The organism is Micromonospora sp. NPDC049048, from assembly GCF_043197615.1.
In the GTDB taxonomy this organism is placed as follows: Bacteria; Actinomycetota; Actinomycetes; order Mycobacteriales; family Micromonosporaceae; genus Micromonospora.
Map to the genome: position 1 here is coordinate 215944 of NZ_JBICTM010000006.1, position 18508 is coordinate 234451.

An 18508-nucleotide genomic window follows, 5' to 3' on the forward strand; every position below is an offset into this window, starting at 1 on the left:
GACGTCGGGCCGCCCTGATACCGCCGCGCCGCGCCGCCTCTCGTGGAGGTGGCCGGCGGCGACGCCGACCGGCCGCTGGTCCCCCCAGGGAACCAGAACGCCGGCGCCGACCGCCAGGGTGGCCCCGTCACCGGCCGAAAGCCCGCCAACCCCGCTGCGGCCACGGGATCGTCGGACTCCCGCCGGGCTGCTAGTCTCCGCGCCGTGGACGCCGTGGTGGATGACGACTCGATGCGTGAACTGCGCCGGGTGCGCGAGCGGGTCGACCGGCTCGAGAATGCTCTGCTGCGCCTCGTGTCACTGATCGCCGCCGCCCTGGTCGTCGTCGGGCTGCTGCTTCCGTACGCGGCCTTCGATGAGCAGGACGAACTGTACGACGAGAGCATGCTGACGATCGGGTTCACCGCCGGCGCGGCCGACGCGTTCTTCGCCGTGACGTTCCTCCCTCTCCTCGTGGTCGCGGGCGCGACGCTGCTCTTCCTCTCGCTGATCGGCAAGCGGTCGGCGGGTCGCACCGGGGAGCGGCTCGGGGTCGTCGTCGGCTGGCTCGTGCTGCTCTCGGCTGCCGGTGCCGGGCTGCTCGCGATCGTCCCCTCCGGGGACGGGTGGGACGCGGGGCCGGGTGCCTGGGTGTACGCCGCCGGGGCAGCGCTCGCGTTCGTGGTGCTCGGCACCGAGCAGGGGCGCGACTTCTGGGTCGCCGAGCGCCGCGGGAAGATCCGCCCCTGAGCTGCGCGCGCCGCACCGTCGCGTCCGCGCGTTCCAGCCGATCGCCCGCCTGCGGGATCCGGGCCAGGTGGCCCAGACCCCGCTGACGTGGTGGTGGCGCCCGGGCCACGGACCGGGTGGTCAGCGCATGCGGCCGACGATGCCGGTGTCGTAGTCGCCGGAGAGGAACTCCTCGTTCTCCAGCAGCTCGGCGAAGAAGGGCAGGTTGTTCTTCGGGCCGGCCAGCTCGAAGGCGGCCACCGCCGTCTTCGCGCGCTCGATCGCCTCGGCCCGGGTCGCGCCGCTGACGATCAGCTTGGCCATCAGGCTGTCGTAGAACGGCGTGACGGTGTTGCCCTCCACGTAGCCCGAGTCCATCCGGACGCCCTCGCCGGTCGGCTCCACCCAGGTGCTGATCACGCCCGGGCCGGGCAGGAAGCGCTTCGGGTCCTCGGCGTTGATCCGCAGCTCGATGGCGTGCCCGCGCGGGGCGAGCGCGTCCGGGTCGAAGGTCGGCGCCAGGCCGGCGGCCACCCGCAGCTGCTCCTCGACGAGGTCCAAGCCGTAGACCAGCTCGGTGACCGGGTGCTCCACCTGGAGCCGCGTGTTCATCTCCAGGAAGAAGAAGTCTTCGGAGTCGGGGCCGTCGCCCTTGGCGTCCCGCTGACGCGGGACCAGCAGGCACTCGACCGTACCCGCGTTGCGGTAGTTCACCGCCTCGCCGGCGCGCACGGCCGCCGCCAGGAAGCGCTCGCGCAGCTCCGGGGTGACCGCCGGCGACGGCGACTCCTCGACCAGCTTCTGGTTGCGTCGCTGCACCGAGCACTCACGCTCGCCGAGGGCCACCACCCGGCCGTCGGCGAGGCCGAGGATCTGCACCTCGACGTGACGTACCCGGGGGAAGTACCGCTCGATCAGCACCGAGCCGTCGCCGAACATCCGCTCGGCGAAGGAGCGCACCTTGTCGTACTCGGTGCGCAGCGCGGCCTCGTCGGTCGCCACGCCCATGCCCATGCCGCCGCCACCGGCCGCGGCCTTGACCATCACCGGGTAGCCGATCTCCGCCGCCGCCGCGACCGCCGCGTCGAGGTCGGCCGCCGGGTCGGTGGTGCCGGGCGCGACCGGCACGCCGGCCGCTGCCATCAGGTTCCGGGCGTTGATCTTGTCGCCCATCGCGGTGATCGCGTCCGCGCCGGGCCCGATCCAGATCAGCCCGCTCGCCTCGACGGTACGGGCGAAGTCGGCGTTCTCCGACAGGAAGCCGTAGCCGGGGTGGACGGCCTGCGCGCCGGTCGACTTGGCGGCGGCGAGAACGGCCTCGACGTTGCGGTAGCTCTGGGCCGGGTTCGCCGGTCCCACGCACACCGCCTCGTCGGCCTCCGTCACGAAAGGCAGGCCGGCGTCGGCCTCCGAGTGCACCGCGATCGCGCGGATGCCGAGCCGCCTGGCGGTCCGGATGATCCGGCGGGCGATCTCGCCCCGATTGGCGACCAACAGCGACTCGATCATGTTTCCTCCAGCGTCCGGGGTCAGGACGGGTACCAGGGGATCCGGGGCCGTGCTGACGAGTCGGGCGGAACACCCGCGCTCGCCGTCACGGCCCGCAGGACGCGGTAGCGTCCGTCCGAAACGGCACCCGGGCGGACGCTACCCCGCGCCCGGGTGGGCCACGAGAGCGGCCAGGGTGGCGGTGCGGAGCAGCTCGGCCCGGCGGCGCCGGTCCACCTCCCCGCCGAGGAACGGCGTCGAGTTCATCAGGCCGAACGCGGCGTGGGCCAGCACCCGCGCCTCGCCGTCGGGCATGCCGGGATGCAGCGTGGTCAGCACCGTCACCCACTGCTCGACGTAGAGCCGCTGGAGCCGGCGGATCCGGCGGCGGGGCTCGTCGGGAAGACGGTCCAGCTCGTGCAGGTGCAGGGCGATCACCGCCGGGTTGGCCAGCGCGAAGTCGACGTGGAAGTCGATCAGCGACTCCAGCGCGCCGCGCGGATCGTCGGGGTGACCGGCGGAGCGCTCCTGGCCGCCGGTCAGCAGCTCCTCGCTGACCGGGATCAGCGCGGCGACCAGCATGGCCTCCTTGCCGGCGAAGTGGTGGTAGAGCGCCGGGCCGGTGACCCCGGCAGCCGCGCCGATGTCGTCCATCGAGACGCCGTGGTAGCCCCGGGAGGCGAAGAGGCCGACCGCGATCTCCAGGATCTCGTCCTTGCGGGACCGGCGCCGGGCCGACCCCGCGGCACCGTTCGCCCTGCCCCGTGCCTGCTGCTCGACCGTCACCGGGCAAGCGTAGACCTCGACCGGCCCCACGTGGAGCCTCCGTTTCCCGTCGGATGGCTCACGTCCGCCGCCGGCGGGCACCACGTCAGGGCCCTCGACCCTCGACCAGGTGGGGGCGGGCTAGCGGCGCGCTCCGGCGGCGCGGTGCAGGCCGGAGAGCCGCATCGCGAGGCCGCGCCGGGCTGGCGGAACGGCGTCGGCCAGGCGGAGCAGCAGGTTACGGGCCGGCCGGGCGGCCGGCGGCAGGGTGGCGAGCCGGGTCAGCCGGGCGGCGAAGGTGACCACCTCCTCGGCCATCGGCCGGCGGCGGGCCGCGTACTCGTCGAGCAACCCGTCGGGGCCGCCGGCCAGCACGTCCGCGAGGGTGTCGCCGACATCGACCGCGTCCACGATGCCCAGGTTCATCCCTTGGCCGCCGGCGGGGCTGTGCACGTGCCCGGCGTCGCCGGCGAGCAGGACCCGCCCGTTGCGGAACGTGTCGGCGACCCGGTGGTGGATGCGGAACCGGGAGCCCCAGAGCACCTCGACCACCCGGTCCGGGCGACGGGCCGGCCCACGTTCGTCGAGGAGCGCCTGGAAGTAGGCACGGTCGGGGGTGACGGGCGCCTCGGCCACGGCGGCGACCAGCCGGACGATCCCGTCGGGCAGTGGTGCCCAGACCAGTGGCCCGGAGCCGGCCAGGAAGAAGGAGACCCGGTCGCGGGGCAGCGCGCTCTCCACGCGCACGTCGGCGAGGGCGAACGACTCCGCACCGCCGGCCGGCCCGGAGAAGCCGATCCCGGCCCGTTCCCGCACCGCGCTGTGCATCCCGTCGGCGCCGACCAGGTAGCGGGCCCGTACCGTCGCGCCGTCGGCGAAGGTGGCGACCACACCGGCCGCGTCGTGGTCCAGCCCCGTCATCTCGTACGGACGCAGCACCGGGACGCCGACGGTGGCGAGCTGCCCGGCGAGCACCTCCTCGGTGACCGACTGGGACACCATCAGCGCGTACGCGTGCCGGGACGGCAGCCCGTCGAACGGCACGGCGAGCAACGTCCGGTCGCGGTCACGGACGGTGAACCCCCGCGACCGCAACCCGCGCGCCACCAGCGGGGCGCCGGCGCCGATCCGGTCCAGCTCCTCCAGGGTGTACGCGTGCACCACCGCCGCCCGCGAGGTCCGCGGCGGCTGGTCCAGCCGGTCGACCACGGTCACCCCGACACCGCGCCGGGCCATGGTCAACGCGGCGGTCAGCCCGGTCGGGCCGGCACCCACCACCAGGACGTCCGTGTTCGCGGGCAGCATGATCGGCCTCCATCCGTCCATGCCAACGGATGTTGGCGACCGGTTGTCGGCAACGCTAGCCAGCCGCCCGGCCCCGCGCTGTCCCCTGTCGTCGAGCGGTCCCGGCCCGACGGACTGATGGGATCGCCCAACCTTTTCCGGGCCCGGTGCGTCTGACTGGTGACGCGAAACGCGCGAAGGCCGGAGGGAGCGCGGATGGGAGCGCCGACGACCGACGACGGGCGGGACGGCTACGTCACCTTCGTCGAGTGCCACCAGCACCGGCTGCTGCGTGCGGCCTACCTGGTCTGCGGCAACCGCCACCAGGCCGAGGACCTGCTCCAGGACGCGCTGCTCAAGCTCGCCCTGCGCTGGCCCGCGGTGCGGCACGGCGACCCGGCCGCGTACGTGCGGACGATCCTCTACCGGGACGCCGTCTCCTGGTGGCGTCGACGACGCCGGGAGTGGCTCAGCGCGTACCCGCCGGAGCGGGCCACAACCGAGGGCGACGGGGCACTGCGGCTCGCGCTGCGCGACGCCCTCGGCCACCTGCCACCCCGGCAACGGGCCGTGCTGGTGCTGCGCTACTTCGAGGATCTCACCGAGGCGGCCACCGCCGAGGCGCTCGGCGTCACCGTCGGCACCGTCAAGAGCCAGTGCCACGCGGCGCTACGCCGGCTCCGTGAGGTCGCGCCGGAACTCGGCCGCGACGAGGGGCGCTCCGGCGACGACCTGGTACCCGGGATGGAGGTAAACCCGTGAGGGAAGAGGAACTGCACCGGCTGCTCACCGTCGCCGCCGAGGACGTCCGACCGGCACACCCGGCGGCGACCGGCTGGGAACGGGCCCGCCGGGTGCGTCGCGCCCGCCGCGCCGTCGGCGCCACCGCGCTCGCGGTCGCCCTGCTCACCGGCGGTACGGCACTGGCCCTGCGCCCCACCCAGCCGCCGCCGGCCGCCGTCGCGACACCGCACCGGAGCCCGACGCCGCACCCCGTGCCCGTACAGACGCCCCCGGTCGAGCTGGCCTACCCCGGGCACCCCCTGGGCCGCCTCGGCGACCCGGTCGGCGCGACGCTCTCCGACCGGCCGGTACGCCGGGCTCTGGCGCTGCACCAGCCGGTCGACCCGCAGACCGGCGTAGCGGGCCGGATCCGGGTGCTCGGCGACGACGGCGTCGTACGCGACCTCGACGTGGTCACCCCCGCCCCGACCCGCGATGCCGAGGGCAACGAGGCCGTGCCGCTGAAGAGCGGAAGCCTGTCCCCGGACGGGCGGACTGCCGCCTTCGCCCAGACCGACGGGGTGATCGTGGTCGACCTGACCACCGCCGCCGTACGCCGCCACCCGCTCAAGGGCTACCTGGAACACGTCCTCTGGTCCGGCGACCGGCTGCTCGTCGGCGACAACGACACCACGTACGAGCTGGACCGGGCCACGGGCGCCGCCCGGAAGCTGCCCCTGTCTCCCTGGGACGCGGTCACGCCCGACCCGGCGGCCCCGCCGAACGTCCCGCTCGAACTGGGCGGCACGCCGCCGAACCTGACGGAGATCCGGTGGACCGACGACGAGACGCAACGCACCATCGGCGCGGTCGACTTCCGCGCGCTACCACCCGGTCACCGGGTCGACGAGTTCTACGGACGGGGCTGGCAACGCGGAGACCGGGTGGCTCGCGCCGGCTGGATCACCACGGACACGATGGGCGGGCTGGAGGGCGTCGCGCTGCTGAACGCCCGGACGCGCGTGGTGACCCACCTGCTCGACCTGGGCCGGGACCGTTGGAAGGGCTGCTGCGAGGTGCTCGGCTGGGACCGCGACGGCGCGGTGCTGCTGCGCCACGACCCCGGTGGGCTGCTGCGCTGGCGGCCGGAGACGGGCGAGGTCACGGGCGTGACCCGGAACCTGCCCGGGACGGTCTCGCTTCCCGCCGGTTGAGCGGGTCGCTTCTGCCGTCGTACCACCGAAGGGGCCGGTCCCCGCGCGGGCCGCAGCCGGCGCGCGCGGGGACCGGTCGGCGGGTCAGCCCGCCAAGCCGCCGGGCTGGTCGCCCTTCACGACGGGAGCCCGGACCAGGTTGCCCCACTCGGTCCACGAGCCGTCGTAGTTGCGCACCTGCGGGTAGCCCAGCAGGTGCCGCAGCACGAACCAGGTGTGGCTCGACCGCTCACCGATCCGGCAGTACGCCACGATGTCGTCGCCCGGGCTGAGCCCGAGCTGGTCGGCGTAGATCGCGCGCAGCTCGTCGGCCGACCTGAACGTGCCGTCGTCGTTGGCGGCGGACTTCCACGGCTTGCTGACCGCACCCGGGATGTGCCCGCCGCGCAGCGCGCCCTCCTGCGGGTAGTCCGGCATGTGCAGCATCTCGCCGGTGTACTCGCCCGGCGACCGGACGTCGACCAGCGGGCGGCCCGCCGCCACGTGCGCCATCACCTGCTCGCGGTACGCCCGCACCGGCGCGTCGTTGCGTTGCGGCACCGGATACTCGGCGCGGGGCCGGGCCGGCTTGTCCCGGGTCAGCTCGCGGCCCTCGGCGACCCACTTCTGCCGGCCGCCGTCGAGCAGCCGCACGTCCGGGTGCCCGAAGAGGCTGAACACCCACAGGGCGTACGCGGCCCACCAGTTGAAGTTGTCGCCGTAGAAGACGACCGTGTCGCCCCGGCCGATGCCCTTCGCGGCACACAGTTCGGCGAAGCGCTCGGCGTCCAGGTAGTCCCGGGTCACCTGGTCGTTCAGCTCGGTGTGCCAGTCCACCTTCACGGCACCCGGGATGTGGCCGGTGTCGTAGAGCAGCACGTCCTCGTCGCACTCGACGACGACGAGCCCCTCGTCGCCCAGGTGCTCGGCCAGCCAGCCGGTGGTGACCAACCGCTGCGGGTCCGCGTACGACTGGAGTCGGGGATCGGGATCGCTCGGCACAGACATGATCCCCAAGGTACGCCGCATCCCGGGCCGGCGACCCGCCATCGGAAATCGGTGCAGCGAATCCGACGCGTCGCGCGTGACAGTGGCGAGACCCGCCGACCAACGAGGATCGCCATGACCGTACGGCACCGAACCGGACCGCCCCGGGCGACCGCGTCACCGGTGGACTTCACCGACTTCTACCAGGCGCACTTCCACCGCCTGGCGGTGCAGCTCTACGCGTATCTGGGAGACCACGCCGAGGCGCAGGACCTCACCCAGGAGGCGTTCTGCCGGGTGCTGGAGCGTTGGAGCCGGATCAGCACGTACGACGACCCCTCCGCGTGGGTCCGCCGGGTCGCCTGGAACCTGGCCACCAGCCGGTTACGCCGGGTCCGCACCGTCGTCCGGCACCTGGCCAGGCAGCGGGAGGAACACGTTCCCGGCCCGGAACCGGACCGGGTGGCGCTGAGCCGCGCCCTGGCCTGTCTGCCCACAAGTCAGCGCCGGGCCGTCGTGCTGCACCACCTGGCGCACCTGAGCATCGCGGAGATCGCCGACCAGCTGGACGCCCCCGAGGGCACCGTCCGCTCCTGGCTGTCCCGGGGGCGGGCGGCGCTGGCCACCTACTTCACCGAGCGGCAGGAGGCCCACGGTGCGTGAGAACGACCTGGACGACATGTTCGCCGAGTTCGAGGCCGACGCGATGACCAGCTTCCGGCCGCCGGGCGTTCCGGCGGTCGAGCGCCGGGTGCGCGACCGGCGACGGCGTCGCGGGCGGCTGCTGGCGGGCGTGGGCGTGCTCCTCCTGGCCGGACCGGCCGGGGCGTTCGCCGCCGGGCGGGGTGTCGACCCCGGCCCGCCGGTCCCGACACCGGCCCCCACGATGTCGCCGCCACCCACCGACGAGCTTCTCGATCGGAAGGTCATCCTGCCCGACGTGTCCGGCCGGCTGACCGAACTGCGATTCGTCGACGCCCGGAACGGCTGGGCGCTCTTCGACACCTGCGACACGCCCGATCCGGGCGCGGAAGACTGCCGCCGGACCGTCGGGCGGACCGCCGACGGCGGAGTGACCTGGCGACCGACGGCCCCGCTCCCCGACGCGAAGGGCTCGGGAAGGCTCTTGCCGGTCGATGAGCGGAGTCTCACGCTGACGGTCGGCGACGGGTACCTCGTGACCACCGACGGCGGCGCGGCCTGGTCCCGGCACCCGTTCGGCTCCCCGCCGCCGGCCACGCAGGCGGGCAGCGCCACCCGCAGCGGGTTCCTCGTCCGCTGCCCCGGGAGAGACGGACTGGGAGCGAGGGGCATGCAGTGCCCCCGCGGGGAGTTGGTACGGATCGGCTCCGGCCCCGTCCGGCCGCAACCCCCGGTGCCCCTGACCGGCGAGACCGACCACCGGGTCATCGAGGGCGGCGACGGGCGGCTCTGGCTGACCGTACGCGACAAGGGTCGGCTGACTGTCCTGGTCAGCGATGACGCGGCGGCGACCTGGCGGAAGTTGCCAACCGCTACGCGGGCGGGGGCCGGACGGCTCCTCGTCTCTCCCGACGGTGCCGACGCCTGGTTGGTGACCGTCAGCGAGAGCGAGTTCAGCGTGACGGCGGCGACGGAGGTGTGGCGGTTGGTCGGGGGTCGGTGGGAGCAACGACCGGGCCTACCCGACGGCACCTCCGACGTCGCCGCGACGAACGGCGGGGTCCTCGCCGTCACCGGGGCGTACGGCACCGTCGGCTTCTGGGCCGACGGACGCTACGTCGACGCGCCCGCGGTGACCGCCGCGCTGCGGATCGGCGCCGACGGCAGCCCGTCCGTCGAGGTGTTGCGCGACGGCACGGTCGTCGTGACCACGGGTTCCGCCCAGATCGTCGGCGTCGGGTCCGGCGTCACCCGCACGTGGACCCGGTTCTCCTGACGACGTACCGCCGACGGGCCCGACCGACGCCGGTAGGTCCGTCGGCGGCGCGGGGCAGGGCGTCAGGCGCGGCGGTGGGCGATCCGGCCGGCGACCACGGTCACCAGGCAGGCGCCGTCGGCGTCGAGGACGGCCAGGTCCGCGCGCCCGCCGGGCGCCAGTGCCGGCGGTACGGCGGCCGGCAGCACCAGCAGGTCGCCGCGCTCCACGGCGGCCCGCAGCGCCGGATCGGTCAGGTGGCCGGCCAGCACGGCGGTCACCCCGCGGCGCAGCAGCGCGTGCACCCGCTCGCGGGGGGTGTCGGCGGCCGGCAGTGGCCCGTCGTGCAGCAGTCCCGGCCCGAGCGTGCCCGGCCAGCGGCGGATCCGGGCTTCGGCGTACGCCCCGGTCAGCTCGGCCAGCGGGCCGACCGCGACGATCCGGTCGGCCCGGACCGCGACGGCGGCCCCGGCGACGGGTGGGGTGTCGGGCGCGGTCCGCAGCAGCGGCGCGGCGTGCAGGGTGAGCACGTCTCAGTCGACGATCGGGCCGAGGGACGGGCGCTTGGCGGTGACGGTGTCGCCGGAGGAACGGCCGGTCAGCCGGCGCTTGATCCACGGTGCCAGGTGCTGCCCGGCCCAGCGCAGATCGGCGGCGCGGGCGGCCAGCCAGGGCGTGGGTGCCGGGTGCGGCGGCACCATGAGCCACTCCTCGTCGCAGCCGACCCCCAGCGCGGTGAGGACCTGCGCGGCGACCCGCCGGTGCCCGGTCTCCGACAGGTGCAGCCGGTCGGTGCTCCAGAGCATCGGGTTCAGGTAGGTGTCGTCGGCGTACAGGTCGACCAGGATCGCGCCGTGCCGCTCGGCGGTCTCCCCGACGGTCCGGTTGAGCAACTGCGCCCGGGGCGCGACGAGCCGCTGGCCGGGCAGCCGGGCCATCACGTCGGCGAACCGGAAGAGGACCACGTCGGCGCCGCCCGAGCGCAGCCTCCGCACCACGTCGTCGAAGCGGGTGACCAGGGCTTCCGGGTCGAAGGTACGGCGGAGCACGTCGTTGCCGCCGGCGGCGAAGCTGATCAGGTCGGGCTTCATGGCGAGCGCGGCGGGCACCTGCTCGGCCACCACGCTCGGGAAGAGCCGGCCCCGGATGGCCAGGTTCGCGTACCGGAAGTCGGGGCCGGTCTCGGCAGCCAGCCGGGTCGCCACCAGGTCCGCCCAGCCCCGGTAGCTGCCGTCCGGGTACGCGTCGTCCATGCCCTCGGTGAAGCTGTCCCCGACCGCCACGAAACTGCGCCAGCGCACCCGTTCATCCCTCCGACGTACGGCAGGATAGGGCGCCCCCGGTGGAGGAAGGGTCCCTTCCCGACGCGGGACAGTCTTCACCAGAAGGGCCGGCCGCGGGGTGACCGACGGACAAACGTGGCGGAGGTCATCGTGGACAGCGGGACCGTGATCCGGGACCGGGGCCGCGGGCACGATCACCGCCTGCGTCGATACGAGAAGTTCGGTGGCGCGGTCGGCAACCCTCGGAACGTCCCATTTGCGGGACCGCCGGCCGTCGCGCACCGTCCAGTCAGGTGGATGGCGGCGCCACCGGGTGCGCGGAGGCCCCCGGTGTGCAAGCCTCGTCCAAACCTTTTCACAAGGTCACACCACATGTCACCGCCGGATCACCCGCTGCACAGCAGACGGCGACGCCGCCCGTAAGTCCTGGGAGAACATCGTGCCCAACCTCGACCTGGCACTGAAGACCGCGATGAGCATCGACGGCGCGATCGGCGCCGCACTCGTCGACTACAACAGCGGCATGACACTCGGCGTGGCCGGCGGCACCGGCGAGATCGACCTGACCGTCGCCGCCGCCGGCAACACCGATGTCGTCCGCGCCAAGCTGCGGACGATCGAGATGCTCAACCTGAACGACGAGATCGAGGACATCCTCATCACGCTCGGCACCCAGTACCACCTGATCCGCCCGGTGACCAGCCGCACCGGCAAGGGCCTCTTCCTGTACCTGATGGTGAGCAAGAGCCGCGCCAACCTGGCCATGGCCCGCCACCAGTTGCGCACCATCGAGGAGAGCCTGGAGCTGTGAGCGGAATCGACGACACCGAGACGGCCCTACCCCGCCGTACGGCACGGGGCACGGGCACCCTGCCGCCGCCGCGCCCGCTGCCGCCGTCGCTGGCCGGGAACGCGTCGCTGCCGTACGCGGCGATCGGACACGAGCTCTCTGAGCTGCGCCTGCAGATCCCCGGGGTGCACGGCTGCGTCCTCGGCGGCGTGGACGGCCTGCTCATCACCCACAACCTGCAGACCGACGTCGACCCGAGCGACCTGGCGGCCCTCGCCGCCACCACGTACGGGCTGGGCCGGCAGGTCGGGCTCCGGCTGGGTCAGGGCGACTTCCAGCAGTCCACCGTCCGCAACGCCGGCGGCTACCTGAGCGTCTACGCGGTCAGCTCGCAGGCGCTGCTCGCGGTGGTCGGCGAGGACAGCATCAACGTGGCCCGGCTGCACCTGCACGCCCCGCCGGTGGCGAGGCGGCTCGCCACCCTGCTGGACGAGTCCGCTCCGGCCGGCCACGGCGGCTGACGGCGCGCACGGCTTCAGGCCGGGCTGGACGGGTTTTCGGGTCTGCGGCGAGACGCCCACCCGAGGTCGGTGGTCGAGACGTCCACCCGAAGTCGGTGGCTTCGAATCGGGCGGTGGACGGGGCGCGAGCAGGCCTCGTCCACCGCCCGACGCGAGAGCCGTCCTGACCGGGCGTACCCGAAATGGATCGTCCTGTCGCAGCCGGCCGCCGTACGCTGCGCCAATGCTGCTGCGCATGTCGACCCTGCTGCTCCGGACCCTGCGCGAGGACCCGGCGGACGCGGAGGTGCCGAGCCACCGGCTCCTGCTGCGCGCCGGCTACATCCGTCGCGCCGCACCGGGCGGCTACACCTGGCTGCCGCTGGGCAAGCTGGTGCTGGACCGGGTCACCGAGGTGGTCCGGCAGGAGATGACGGCGATCGGCGACCAGGAGGTGCACTTCCCGGCGCTGCTGCCGGCCGAGCCGTACCGGACCAGTGGCAGGTGGACGGAGTACGGCGACGACATCTTCACCCTCGCCGACCGGCGCGGCGCGGAGCACCTGCTGGCGCCCACCCACGAGGAGTTGGCCGCGCTGCTCGTGAAGGACCTGTTCACCTCGTACCGGGACTTCCCCGTGACGCTCTTCCAGGTCCAGACGAAGTTCCGGGACGAGGCCCGGCCCCGCGCCGGCCTGCTGCGTGGACGCGAGTTCCTGATGAAGGACGCCTACTCGTTCGACCTCGACGAGGCGGGCCTCGCGGCGGCGTACGACCGGCACCGGGGCGCGTACCGGCGGATCTTCGACCGGCTCGGGCTGGAGCACACGATCGTGCGCGCGACGTCGGGGGCGATGGGCGGTTCGGCGTCGGAGGAGTTCCTGGCCGCGACGCCCGTCGGCGAGGACACCTTCGTCGGCTGCACGGCCTGCGACTACGCGGCCAACACGGAGGCGGTGACCACGCCCGCCCCGCCCGCCACCGACCCGTACGCCCAGCCGGCGGCGCGGGTGCACGACACCCCCGAGACGCCGACCATCGCCAGCCTGGTCGGGCTGGCCAACGCCCGGCGCCTGGACGGGCGGGACGACTGGACCGCCGCAGACACCCTGAAGAACGTGGTGCTCGCCCTGCGCCGGCCCGGCGTCGAGGAGGCCGAGCTGCTGGTGGTCGGGCTGCCCGGCGACCGGGAGGTCGACCTGAAGCGGCTCGGCGCGGCGGTCGCCCCGGCCACCGTGGACGTCTTCGACGACTGGGACGCCCGTCCCGAGTTGGTCCGTGGCTACATCGGCCCGCAGGTCATGGCGAAGTTCGGCATCCGCTACCTGGTCGACCCCCGGGTGGTGCCGGGCAGCGCGTGGCTGACCGGCGCGAACGAGCCGGGCCGGCACGCGACGGGCGTGGTCTGCGGCCGGGACTTCGTGCCGGACGGCACCATCGAGGCGGCCGAGGTCCGTCCCGGTGATCCCTGCCCGGCCTGCGGCACGGGCGAGCTGACCATGCGGCGGGGCATCGAGATCGGGCACATCTTCCAGCTCGGTCGCCGCTACACCGATGCCTTCGCCGTCGACGTGCTCGGCCCCGCCGGCAAGCCCGTCCGTCCCACCATGGGCTGCTACGGCATCGGGTTGTCCCGCGCGGTCGCGGCGATCGCCGAACAGCACCACGACGAGCGGGGGCTCGTCTGGCCGGAGGCGGTCGCGCCGTGCGACGTACACGTGGTGGCCGCTGGAAAGGGGCCGCAGCTCGACGCGGCGCTGGAGCTCGGCGGGCGGCTCGCCGACGCCGGCCTGCGGGTGCTCGTCGACGACCGGACGCACGTCTCCGCCGGGGTGAAGTTCACCGACGCCGAGCTGATCGGCATCCCCCGCGCCGTCGTGGTCGGCCGCCGTCTCGCCGAGGGGTACGTGGAACTGCGCGACCGGGCTTCCGGCGAGCGCGTCGAACTGCCGGTGGACGGGGTGGCGGACCGACTCGTCGAGCGGGTACACCGGGAGCGCGGGAACGTGGTGTAGCGGACGTGCCACGGGGTACCGCAGTCCGATCGACTGAAAGCGTTCTGGAGGCTCTCATGACCGGTTACCGGGTCAGCGACGTCATGACGAAGCAGGTCATCTACCTGCCCGCCGAGACCACCCTGGACGAAGCGGCCCGGGTGATGAAGGAGGCGGACATCGGCGACGTCGTGGTCACCGACGGCGCCACCCTGGCCGGCATGCTCACCGACCGGGACATCGTCGTACGGGCGGTGGCCGAGCGCAGCGACCCGGCCACCACCACGATCGGCTCGATCATCACCCGTGAGGTGGTCATGATCGAGCAGCACTCGACCGCGGCCGAGGCTGCCGCCCTGATGCGGGAGCGGGGCATCCGGCGGGTGCTGGTCTGCGACAGCGAACGCAAGCTGGTCGGCATCGTCTCCCTCGGCGACCTCGCGATGCAGCTCGACCCCCAATCGGCGCTGAGCGACATCAGCGAGCAGGCCCCCACCGTCTGACGTGCACGGAAGGGCCCTTCCCCAGGTCCCCCGGTAGCGGAGGGGCCCCTTCCTGGCGGCGGTAGCCTCGGGGCATGTCATCCATGCCGGCCAGGCTGTCCGAGATCGTCGACGAGTTCGCCGCCGCGCCCCGGGACGTGGTGCTCGAGATGCTGCTGGAGTACGCCGACGTCATCCCGCCGCTGCCCGCCGGTTCCGCCGAGCGGGAGGGCATGGAGCAGGTACCGGAGTGTCAGACGGCGTTCTTCCTGCGCGCCCGGGTGACCCCCGGGAAGATGGTCGAGACCGTCTTCGACTGCCCGCCGGAGGCCCCCACCACCCGCGCGTTCGCCGGCATCCTCGCTGAAGGGCTGGCCGGCGCGAGCGCGGACGAGGTGCTCGCCGTGCCCGACGACCTCTATCAGCGGATGGGGCTGGCCCAGGCGATCAGCCCGCTGCGGGTGCGTGGCGGCACCGCCATCCTGGCCCGGCTCAAGCGGCAGGTCCGGGAACAGACCAGCTAGACGGAGGGTTGTCACCCGACATGGAGATCGAGATCTACGCCGACGTCGTCTGCCCCTGGTGCTACATCGGCAAGCGCCGGCTGGAGCAGGCCCTGGAGTCGTACGACGGCGAGGTGACCGTCCGCTACCGGCCCTTCCAGCTCGACCCGTCACCGGTGCCGGAGCCGCGTCCGCTGGTCGACGCGATGGCGGCGAAGTTCGGCGGGCCGGACCGGGTCCGGCAGATGTTCGGTCAGGTGACGGAGGTGGCGGCCCAGGTGGGTCTGAAGCTCGACTTCGACCGCGCGGTCGCCGCGAACACCTTCGACGCGCACCGCCTGGTCGCCTGGGCGACGGAGCACGGACGCGCCGCCGAGCTGGTCGACGCGCTCTACCGCGCCTACTTCACCGACGGTGTCGACGTGGGCTCCCGCGACGCGCTCGCCGCGCTCGCCGCCGAGGTCGGCCTGGACGCGGCCGAGGCCCGCCGCTTCCTCGACTCCGACGAGCGGACGGCGGAACTCTCCGACGAGCTGGCCACCGCCCGGCAGATCGGGGTGACCAGCGTGCCCACCTTCGTGCTGGCCGGCCGGTACGCGGTCACCGGCGCCCAGGAGCCGGAGACGCTCCTCGCCGCCCTCGCCGAGGTGGACCGCCGCGAGACCGAGGCCGGCTGACCCGGACCACAGGCGAACGACGCGGGTCGACCGCCGGCCACGGACATCGACGCACATGATGTTTCACGTGCAACGGTATCGATGCTCGTGACCGTTTAGACCGGCCTGGCCAGGCCCTCCACCACCTGCGCCCCGGGCAGGGCGCCGAGCGCCGGCCCGGGCAGCGCGATCTTGCTGTGCCGTACGCCCGATCCGATGATCACGTGCGGGGTGGCGATCACCCGCGGGTCGACCAGGATCGGCCACTGCTCCGGCAGGCCGATCGGGGTGATGCCGCCGTGCTCCATGCCGGTCAGCTCCACCGCGTCGGCCATCGGCGCGAAGCTCGCCTTGCGCACGTCGAGCGCGCGCCGGGCCACCCCGTTGACGTCGACCCGGGTGGTGGCGAGCACGACGCAGGCCGCGTAGCGTACGACCCCCTCGCGCTTGCCGGCCACCACCACGCAGTTGGCCGACTCGTCCAGACCCACCTCGTACGCGGCACAGAAGGCGGCGGTGTCGGCGAGCTCTCCGTCGATCGGCGCCACCAGCACGTCGTCGACGTCCACCGGCGCCTCTGCGGGCCACCGCTCGACGACGGCGGCGACCGGCGGAGCGAGCAGGTCGAGTCGGCTGCGGGCAGGTTCGGTCTTCAGCGTCCCCATCACGCCTGCGATCCTCGCATCCGACCAGACCCGGGCTCCCGGCACGCCGTCAGTTGCCGGTGAGGAAGCCGTTCTCGCGCAGCAGCGTGCGGTCCCGGGCGACCGCGAGTTCCTCCGCCCGCTCGGCTTGGACCCGACGGACCTCCATCTCCTCCAGGGAGTGCCGGACGGCGAGCCGGATCACGCCGTAGAGGAAGACGAATCCGGCGACGTACAGGATGACGGTGGCAACCATGGTGAACATGGCGTCACGTTAGGTCGGACATGAACGCGGGAGCCGTTCATGTCGCGCCGGTTCCCTCGTACGTGTCAACGAGGTGGTCACCCGCCCGGAGCGCGTCGGCCCGTAGGGAGCAGCTCGGCTCACCGGAGCAGGTCGGCCGTCGTCAGCACCACGAAGAAGCCGATGACGATCTCGCTGACCACCCAGGAGTGCCGCCCCGTCCAGTCCCGCATCCGGGGCAGCACCACCTCCGCCCGGCGGCCGAGCAGCAGCAACGCCAGCAGCGGCAGGGCCAGCAACGCCAGGGTGAGCAGGACGAACGGCAGCAGGTGCCACCAGGACAGGGCGTGCCGCGCGGCGCTCGCCCCCACGGCGAGCATGGTCAGATCGTCCGTCGGCATGGCCAGGAAGAGCAGCACGCCGAGCCGCAGCGCGTACGCCGGGCTCGCCCGCTGGAGGCCGCCCATCCACCTCGCCGGGCCGGTGGTGTGCCGGCGCAGGAAGACGATCAGCGCCAGGACGGCCAGCAGCACCAGCAGCGCCTGGTCGATCCGGCGCTCGACGGCGCGCCCGCCGACCCCGGCACCGACGTCGACCCGCACCACCCGGGTGACGAGCCAGCTCGCCGTGACGCCGCCCACCACCACCAGTGCGGCCCCGGCCAGGTAGCCCAGCGACGCGGCACGCGGTCGCTCCGCCGAGGCGAGGAAGACCGCCGCGACAAGTTGCGTCCCGGCGACCATCACCACGGCCATCGGCAGGATGGTCAGGAAGTTCATCGCCCGTCCATCCTCCCGGGCCGGGCGGGCGCCGCCGGACCGAACCGGCACATCTTCGCCGCCGTCCGGCCCGCCGCGACGATCGTCAGCGCGCGGTTCGTCGACACCGAGGACGGCGACGGCGTCGGGGACGGTCAGCCGGCGCGGACCCCGGGTGCGCCGGGCACCACGCGGCCGGCGAGCACGACGCCCAGCAGGGCCAGCCCGGAGGCCACCGCGAGCGTGCCGGCGTAGCTGGCCGGCCCCGGGGCCGCCCCCGCGGCGAGCACCGCGCCGGTCAGCGCCAGCACGGTCGCCGCGAACAGCGAGTCGCCCAGTTGCAGCGAGGAACTGTTGCGGCCCTCCTCGCCCGGGGCGGACAGCTCCAGCGTGAGCACCGACAACGAGGGGTAGAGCAGCCCCATGCCGAGGCCCGCGCCGGCCCAGCCGAGCACGCCGACCCACACCGGCACCGCCGGCGCGACGGCGAGCGTGACCACGGCCGTCCCAGCGGCGATGCAGGTCAGGCCCGCCCTCGGCAGGGTGGCCCGGGAGCGCGGCGCGCGCATCCGCCCCTGCGCCCAGGAGCCTGCCGACCAGGCGAGCGCCCCCGTGGTCAGGACCAGGCCGGCGACGGTCGGCGACAGCCCGCGTTCCCGGGAGAGCATCAGCGGGATCACCACCTCCGCGCCGACGAACGCGGCCGAGGCGAGACCGCGCAGCCCGATCACCGTGGGCAGGCCCCGGCCGGCGCGCAGGAACCCGGCCGGCAGCAGCCGGGGCGCGCAGACCAGCAGTCCGGCCAACGCCACGGCCACCAGCCCGACGGCGGCGGCGCCGCGCTGCTGGCCCCCGATGTGCAACAGTGCGGCGCTCACCCCCGCCCCGCAGGCCCAGCCGATCCGGGCCGCCGCGCCGGACGGCAGCCCGGTGACCGTGCCCGCGCCGATCGCCCGCAGGCCGGGGTGGATCAGCAGCACCGCCGGCACCGCCACCGCCGGCACCGCCAGGAAGACCCAACGCCACCCGAGGTGCTCCACGATCAGGCCGGCCAGCGCCGGGCCGACCAGCGACGGTACGACCCACGCGGCGGCGAACGCCGCGAAGATCCGCCGGTGCAACGCCTCCGGGTACGCCTGCGCCACGATCACGTACAGCGCCACCGAGAGCAGGCCGGAGCCGAAGCCCTGCACGATCCGGCCGGCGACCAGGACGCCCATGGTGGTGGCGCTCCCGGCGAGCAGCAGCCCCAGCACGAACCAGACGAGCCCGTGCCACATCGGCGCCCGGGGACCCCGCGAGTCGCACCAGATGCCGGAGGCGACCATGGCGAGCACGCCGGCGGCGAACGGTCCCCCGAAGGCGATGCCGTAGAGGGCAAGCCCGTCGAGGCTGCGCGCGACGGTCGGCATGGCGGTGCCCACCGCCAGCGCCTCGAAGGCGAGCAGCGAGATGAGCGCGACACTGCCCACCGTCATCGCCCGTAGCCGGGGCGCGAAGAGGCCGGCCCCGCCGGTGGGACGAGCACCGACCTCCCGCTCCGGGGCGGCGGGCGCCGCCGTGTCGGTCACCTCCGGCTCGCCGGACGCGGCAGCCACAGCGGTCCACCG

Annotated in this window: 21 protein-coding genes; 11 read left to right on the forward strand and 10 right to left on the reverse strand. The window is 74.0% G+C overall.

Annotated elements, in window-relative coordinates; translation table 11 throughout:
* Positions 1 to 204: 204 nt before the first annotated feature.
* A complete protein-coding gene (locus ACGFIG_RS20570; RefSeq protein ID WP_393005086.1) occupies positions 205 to 729 on the forward strand; it encodes a hypothetical protein in 525 nt (174 codons plus the stop codon).
* Between the two features lie 120 nt (positions 730 to 849).
* Here ACGFIG_RS20570 and ACGFIG_RS20575 read toward each other — a convergent pair whose 3' ends face one another.
* The 3 genes from ACGFIG_RS20575 to ACGFIG_RS20585 form a co-directional block, all read right to left on the reverse strand.
* The gene (locus tag ACGFIG_RS20575; RefSeq protein WP_393005088.1) at positions 850 to 2217 is read right to left on the reverse strand and encodes an acetyl/propionyl/methylcrotonyl-CoA carboxylase subunit alpha; all 1368 of its coding nucleotides are present in this window, start codon (positions 2215 to 2217) and stop codon (positions 850 to 852) included.
* A 138-nt stretch (positions 2218 to 2355) separates the two neighbouring features.
* Positions 2356 to 2982: a TetR/AcrR family transcriptional regulator gene (locus ACGFIG_RS20580; RefSeq protein ID WP_393005090.1), complete on the reverse strand. Its 627-nt coding sequence runs from the start codon at positions 2980 to 2982 to the stop codon at positions 2356 to 2358.
* A 120-nt stretch (positions 2983 to 3102) separates the two neighbouring features.
* A complete protein-coding gene (locus tag ACGFIG_RS20585) occupies positions 3103 to 4287 on the reverse strand; it encodes an FAD-dependent oxidoreductase (protein ID WP_393005092.1) in 1185 nt (394 codons plus the stop codon).
* Positions 4288 to 4461: 174 nt separating this feature from the next.
* Here ACGFIG_RS20585 and ACGFIG_RS20590 point away from each other — a divergent pair, with 174 nt between their 5' ends.
* Entirely contained in the window at positions 4462 to 5007 is a 546-nt protein-coding gene (locus ACGFIG_RS20590) for a SigE family RNA polymerase sigma factor (RefSeq protein WP_393005094.1), read from the forward strand.
* Entirely contained in the window at positions 5004 to 6182 is a 1179-nt protein-coding gene (locus ACGFIG_RS20595) for a hypothetical protein (protein ID WP_393005096.1), read from the forward strand. The genes ACGFIG_RS20590 and ACGFIG_RS20595 overlap by 4 nt, the downstream gene beginning before the upstream one ends.
* A gap of 84 nt (positions 6183 to 6266) precedes the next feature.
* Here the strand turns inward: ACGFIG_RS20595 and ACGFIG_RS20600 are convergent, their stop codons facing one another.
* Positions 6267 to 7169: a sulfurtransferase gene (locus ACGFIG_RS20600; protein ID WP_393005098.1), complete on the reverse strand. Its 903-nt coding sequence runs from the start codon at positions 7167 to 7169 to the stop codon at positions 6267 to 6269.
* A 114-nt stretch (positions 7170 to 7283) separates the two neighbouring features.
* Here ACGFIG_RS20600 and ACGFIG_RS20605 point away from each other — a divergent pair, with 114 nt between their 5' ends.
* Entirely contained in the window at positions 7284 to 7811 is a 528-nt protein-coding gene (locus ACGFIG_RS20605) for a SigE family RNA polymerase sigma factor (protein ID WP_393005100.1), read from the forward strand.
* Positions 7804 to 9066: a hypothetical protein gene (locus ACGFIG_RS20610; protein WP_393005102.1), complete on the forward strand. Its 1263-nt coding sequence runs from the start codon at positions 7804 to 7806 to the stop codon at positions 9064 to 9066. Before ACGFIG_RS20605 ends, ACGFIG_RS20610 begins: the two co-directional genes overlap by 8 nt.
* A 62-nt stretch (positions 9067 to 9128) precedes the next feature.
* Here the strand turns inward: ACGFIG_RS20610 and ACGFIG_RS20615 are convergent, their stop codons facing one another.
* Together ACGFIG_RS20615 and ACGFIG_RS20620 are read right to left on the reverse strand one after the other, a co-directional pair.
* Positions 9129 to 9575, reverse strand: a complete 447-nt coding sequence (locus ACGFIG_RS20615; RefSeq protein WP_393005104.1) for a hypothetical protein — start codon at positions 9573 to 9575, stop codon at positions 9129 to 9131.
* Between the two features lie 3 nt (positions 9576 to 9578).
* Complete coding sequence (locus tag ACGFIG_RS20620; protein WP_393005106.1) at positions 9579 to 10346, reverse strand: SGNH/GDSL hydrolase family protein; 768 nt, start codon at positions 10344 to 10346, stop codon at positions 9579 to 9581.
* A gap of 421 nt (positions 10347 to 10767) precedes the next feature.
* Between ACGFIG_RS20620 and ACGFIG_RS20625 the strand changes: the two genes are divergently transcribed.
* The 6 genes from ACGFIG_RS20625 (at position 10768) to ACGFIG_RS20650 (ending at position 15273) form a co-directional block, all read left to right on the forward strand.
* Entirely contained in the window at positions 10768 to 11139 is a 372-nt protein-coding gene (locus tag ACGFIG_RS20625) for a hypothetical protein (RefSeq protein ID WP_393005108.1), read from the forward strand.
* On the forward strand, positions 11136 to 11639 hold the full coding sequence (locus ACGFIG_RS20630) for a roadblock/LC7 domain-containing protein (RefSeq protein WP_393005110.1): 504 nt from the start codon (positions 11136 to 11138) through the stop codon (positions 11637 to 11639). Before ACGFIG_RS20625 ends, ACGFIG_RS20630 begins: the two co-directional genes overlap by 4 nt.
* Before the next feature lie 223 nt (positions 11640 to 11862).
* Positions 11863 to 13632 (forward strand): proline--tRNA ligase, encoded by a 1770-nt coding sequence (locus tag ACGFIG_RS20635; protein WP_393005112.1) that lies wholly within the window; start codon positions 11863 to 11865, stop codon positions 13630 to 13632.
* A gap of 56 nt (positions 13633 to 13688) precedes the next feature.
* Positions 13689 to 14114 (forward strand): CBS domain-containing protein, encoded by a 426-nt coding sequence (locus ACGFIG_RS20640; RefSeq protein ID WP_393005114.1) that lies wholly within the window; start codon positions 13689 to 13691, stop codon positions 14112 to 14114.
* Between the two features lie 74 nt (positions 14115 to 14188).
* Entirely contained in the window at positions 14189 to 14617 is a 429-nt protein-coding gene (locus ACGFIG_RS20645) for a SufE family protein (RefSeq protein ID WP_393005116.1), read from the forward strand.
* Positions 14618 to 14637: 20 nt separating this feature from the next.
* A complete protein-coding gene (locus tag ACGFIG_RS20650; protein ID WP_393005118.1) occupies positions 14638 to 15273 on the forward strand; it encodes a DsbA family protein in 636 nt (211 codons plus the stop codon).
* Positions 15274 to 15368: 95 nt separating this feature from the next.
* Here ACGFIG_RS20650 and ACGFIG_RS20655 read toward each other — a convergent pair whose 3' ends face one another.
* The 4 genes from ACGFIG_RS20655 to ACGFIG_RS20670 all read right to left on the reverse strand — a co-directional run bounded on the left by ACGFIG_RS20655 (position 15369) and on the right by ACGFIG_RS20670 (position 18496).
* Positions 15369 to 15917, reverse strand: coding sequence for a YbaK/EbsC family protein (locus ACGFIG_RS20655; RefSeq protein ID WP_393005589.1), 549 nt, complete (start codon positions 15915 to 15917; stop codon positions 15369 to 15371).
* Between the two features lie 49 nt (positions 15918 to 15966).
* Complete coding sequence (locus ACGFIG_RS20660; protein ID WP_393005120.1) at positions 15967 to 16161, reverse strand: hypothetical protein; 195 nt, start codon at positions 16159 to 16161, stop codon at positions 15967 to 15969.
* Positions 16162 to 16280: 119 nt separating this feature from the next.
* Positions 16281 to 16919: a GAP family protein gene (locus ACGFIG_RS20665; RefSeq protein WP_393005122.1), complete on the reverse strand. Its 639-nt coding sequence runs from the start codon at positions 16917 to 16919 to the stop codon at positions 16281 to 16283.
* A 134-nt stretch (positions 16920 to 17053) separates the two neighbouring features.
* Entirely contained in the window at positions 17054 to 18496 is a 1443-nt protein-coding gene (locus ACGFIG_RS20670; RefSeq protein WP_393005124.1) for an MFS transporter, read from the reverse strand.
* Positions 18497 to 18508 lie beyond the last annotated feature (12 nt).

Bases quoted from the DNA above. Each gene is read 5' to 3' on its own strand.
- ACGFIG_RS20575 (WP_393005088.1), bottom strand. From the start codon at position 2,217: ATGATCGAGTCGCTGTTGGTCGCCAATCGGGGCGAGATCGCCCGCCGG.
- ACGFIG_RS20585 (WP_393005092.1), bottom strand. From the start codon at position 4,287: ATGGACGGATGGAGGCCGATCATGCTGCCCGCGAACACGGACGTCCTG.
- ACGFIG_RS20590 (WP_393005094.1), top strand. From the start codon at position 4,462: ATGGGAGCGCCGACGACCGACGACGGGCGGGACGGCTACGTCACCTTC.
- ACGFIG_RS20600 (WP_393005098.1), bottom strand. From the start codon at position 7,169: ATGTCTGTGCCGAGCGATCCCGATCCCCGACTCCAGTCGTACGCGGAC.
- ACGFIG_RS20605 (WP_393005100.1), top strand. From the start codon at position 7,284: ATGACCGTACGGCACCGAACCGGACCGCCCCGGGCGACCGCGTCACCG.
- ACGFIG_RS20635 (WP_393005112.1), top strand. From the start codon at position 11,863: ATGCTGCTGCGCATGTCGACCCTGCTGCTCCGGACCCTGCGCGAGGAC.
- ACGFIG_RS20640 (WP_393005114.1), top strand. From the start codon at position 13,689: ATGACCGGTTACCGGGTCAGCGACGTCATGACGAAGCAGGTCATCTAC.
- ACGFIG_RS20645 (WP_393005116.1), top strand. From the start codon at position 14,189: ATGTCATCCATGCCGGCCAGGCTGTCCGAGATCGTCGACGAGTTCGCC.
- ACGFIG_RS20650 (WP_393005118.1), top strand. From the start codon at position 14,638: ATGGAGATCGAGATCTACGCCGACGTCGTCTGCCCCTGGTGCTACATC.
- ACGFIG_RS20655 (WP_393005589.1), bottom strand. From the start codon at position 15,917: ATGGGGACGCTGAAGACCGAACCTGCCCGCAGCCGACTCGACCTGCTC.
- ACGFIG_RS20660 (WP_393005120.1), bottom strand. From the start codon at position 16,161: ATGTTCACCATGGTTGCCACCGTCATCCTGTACGTCGCCGGATTCGTC.
- ACGFIG_RS20665 (WP_393005122.1), bottom strand. From the start codon at position 16,919: ATGAACTTCCTGACCATCCTGCCGATGGCCGTGGTGATGGTCGCCGGG.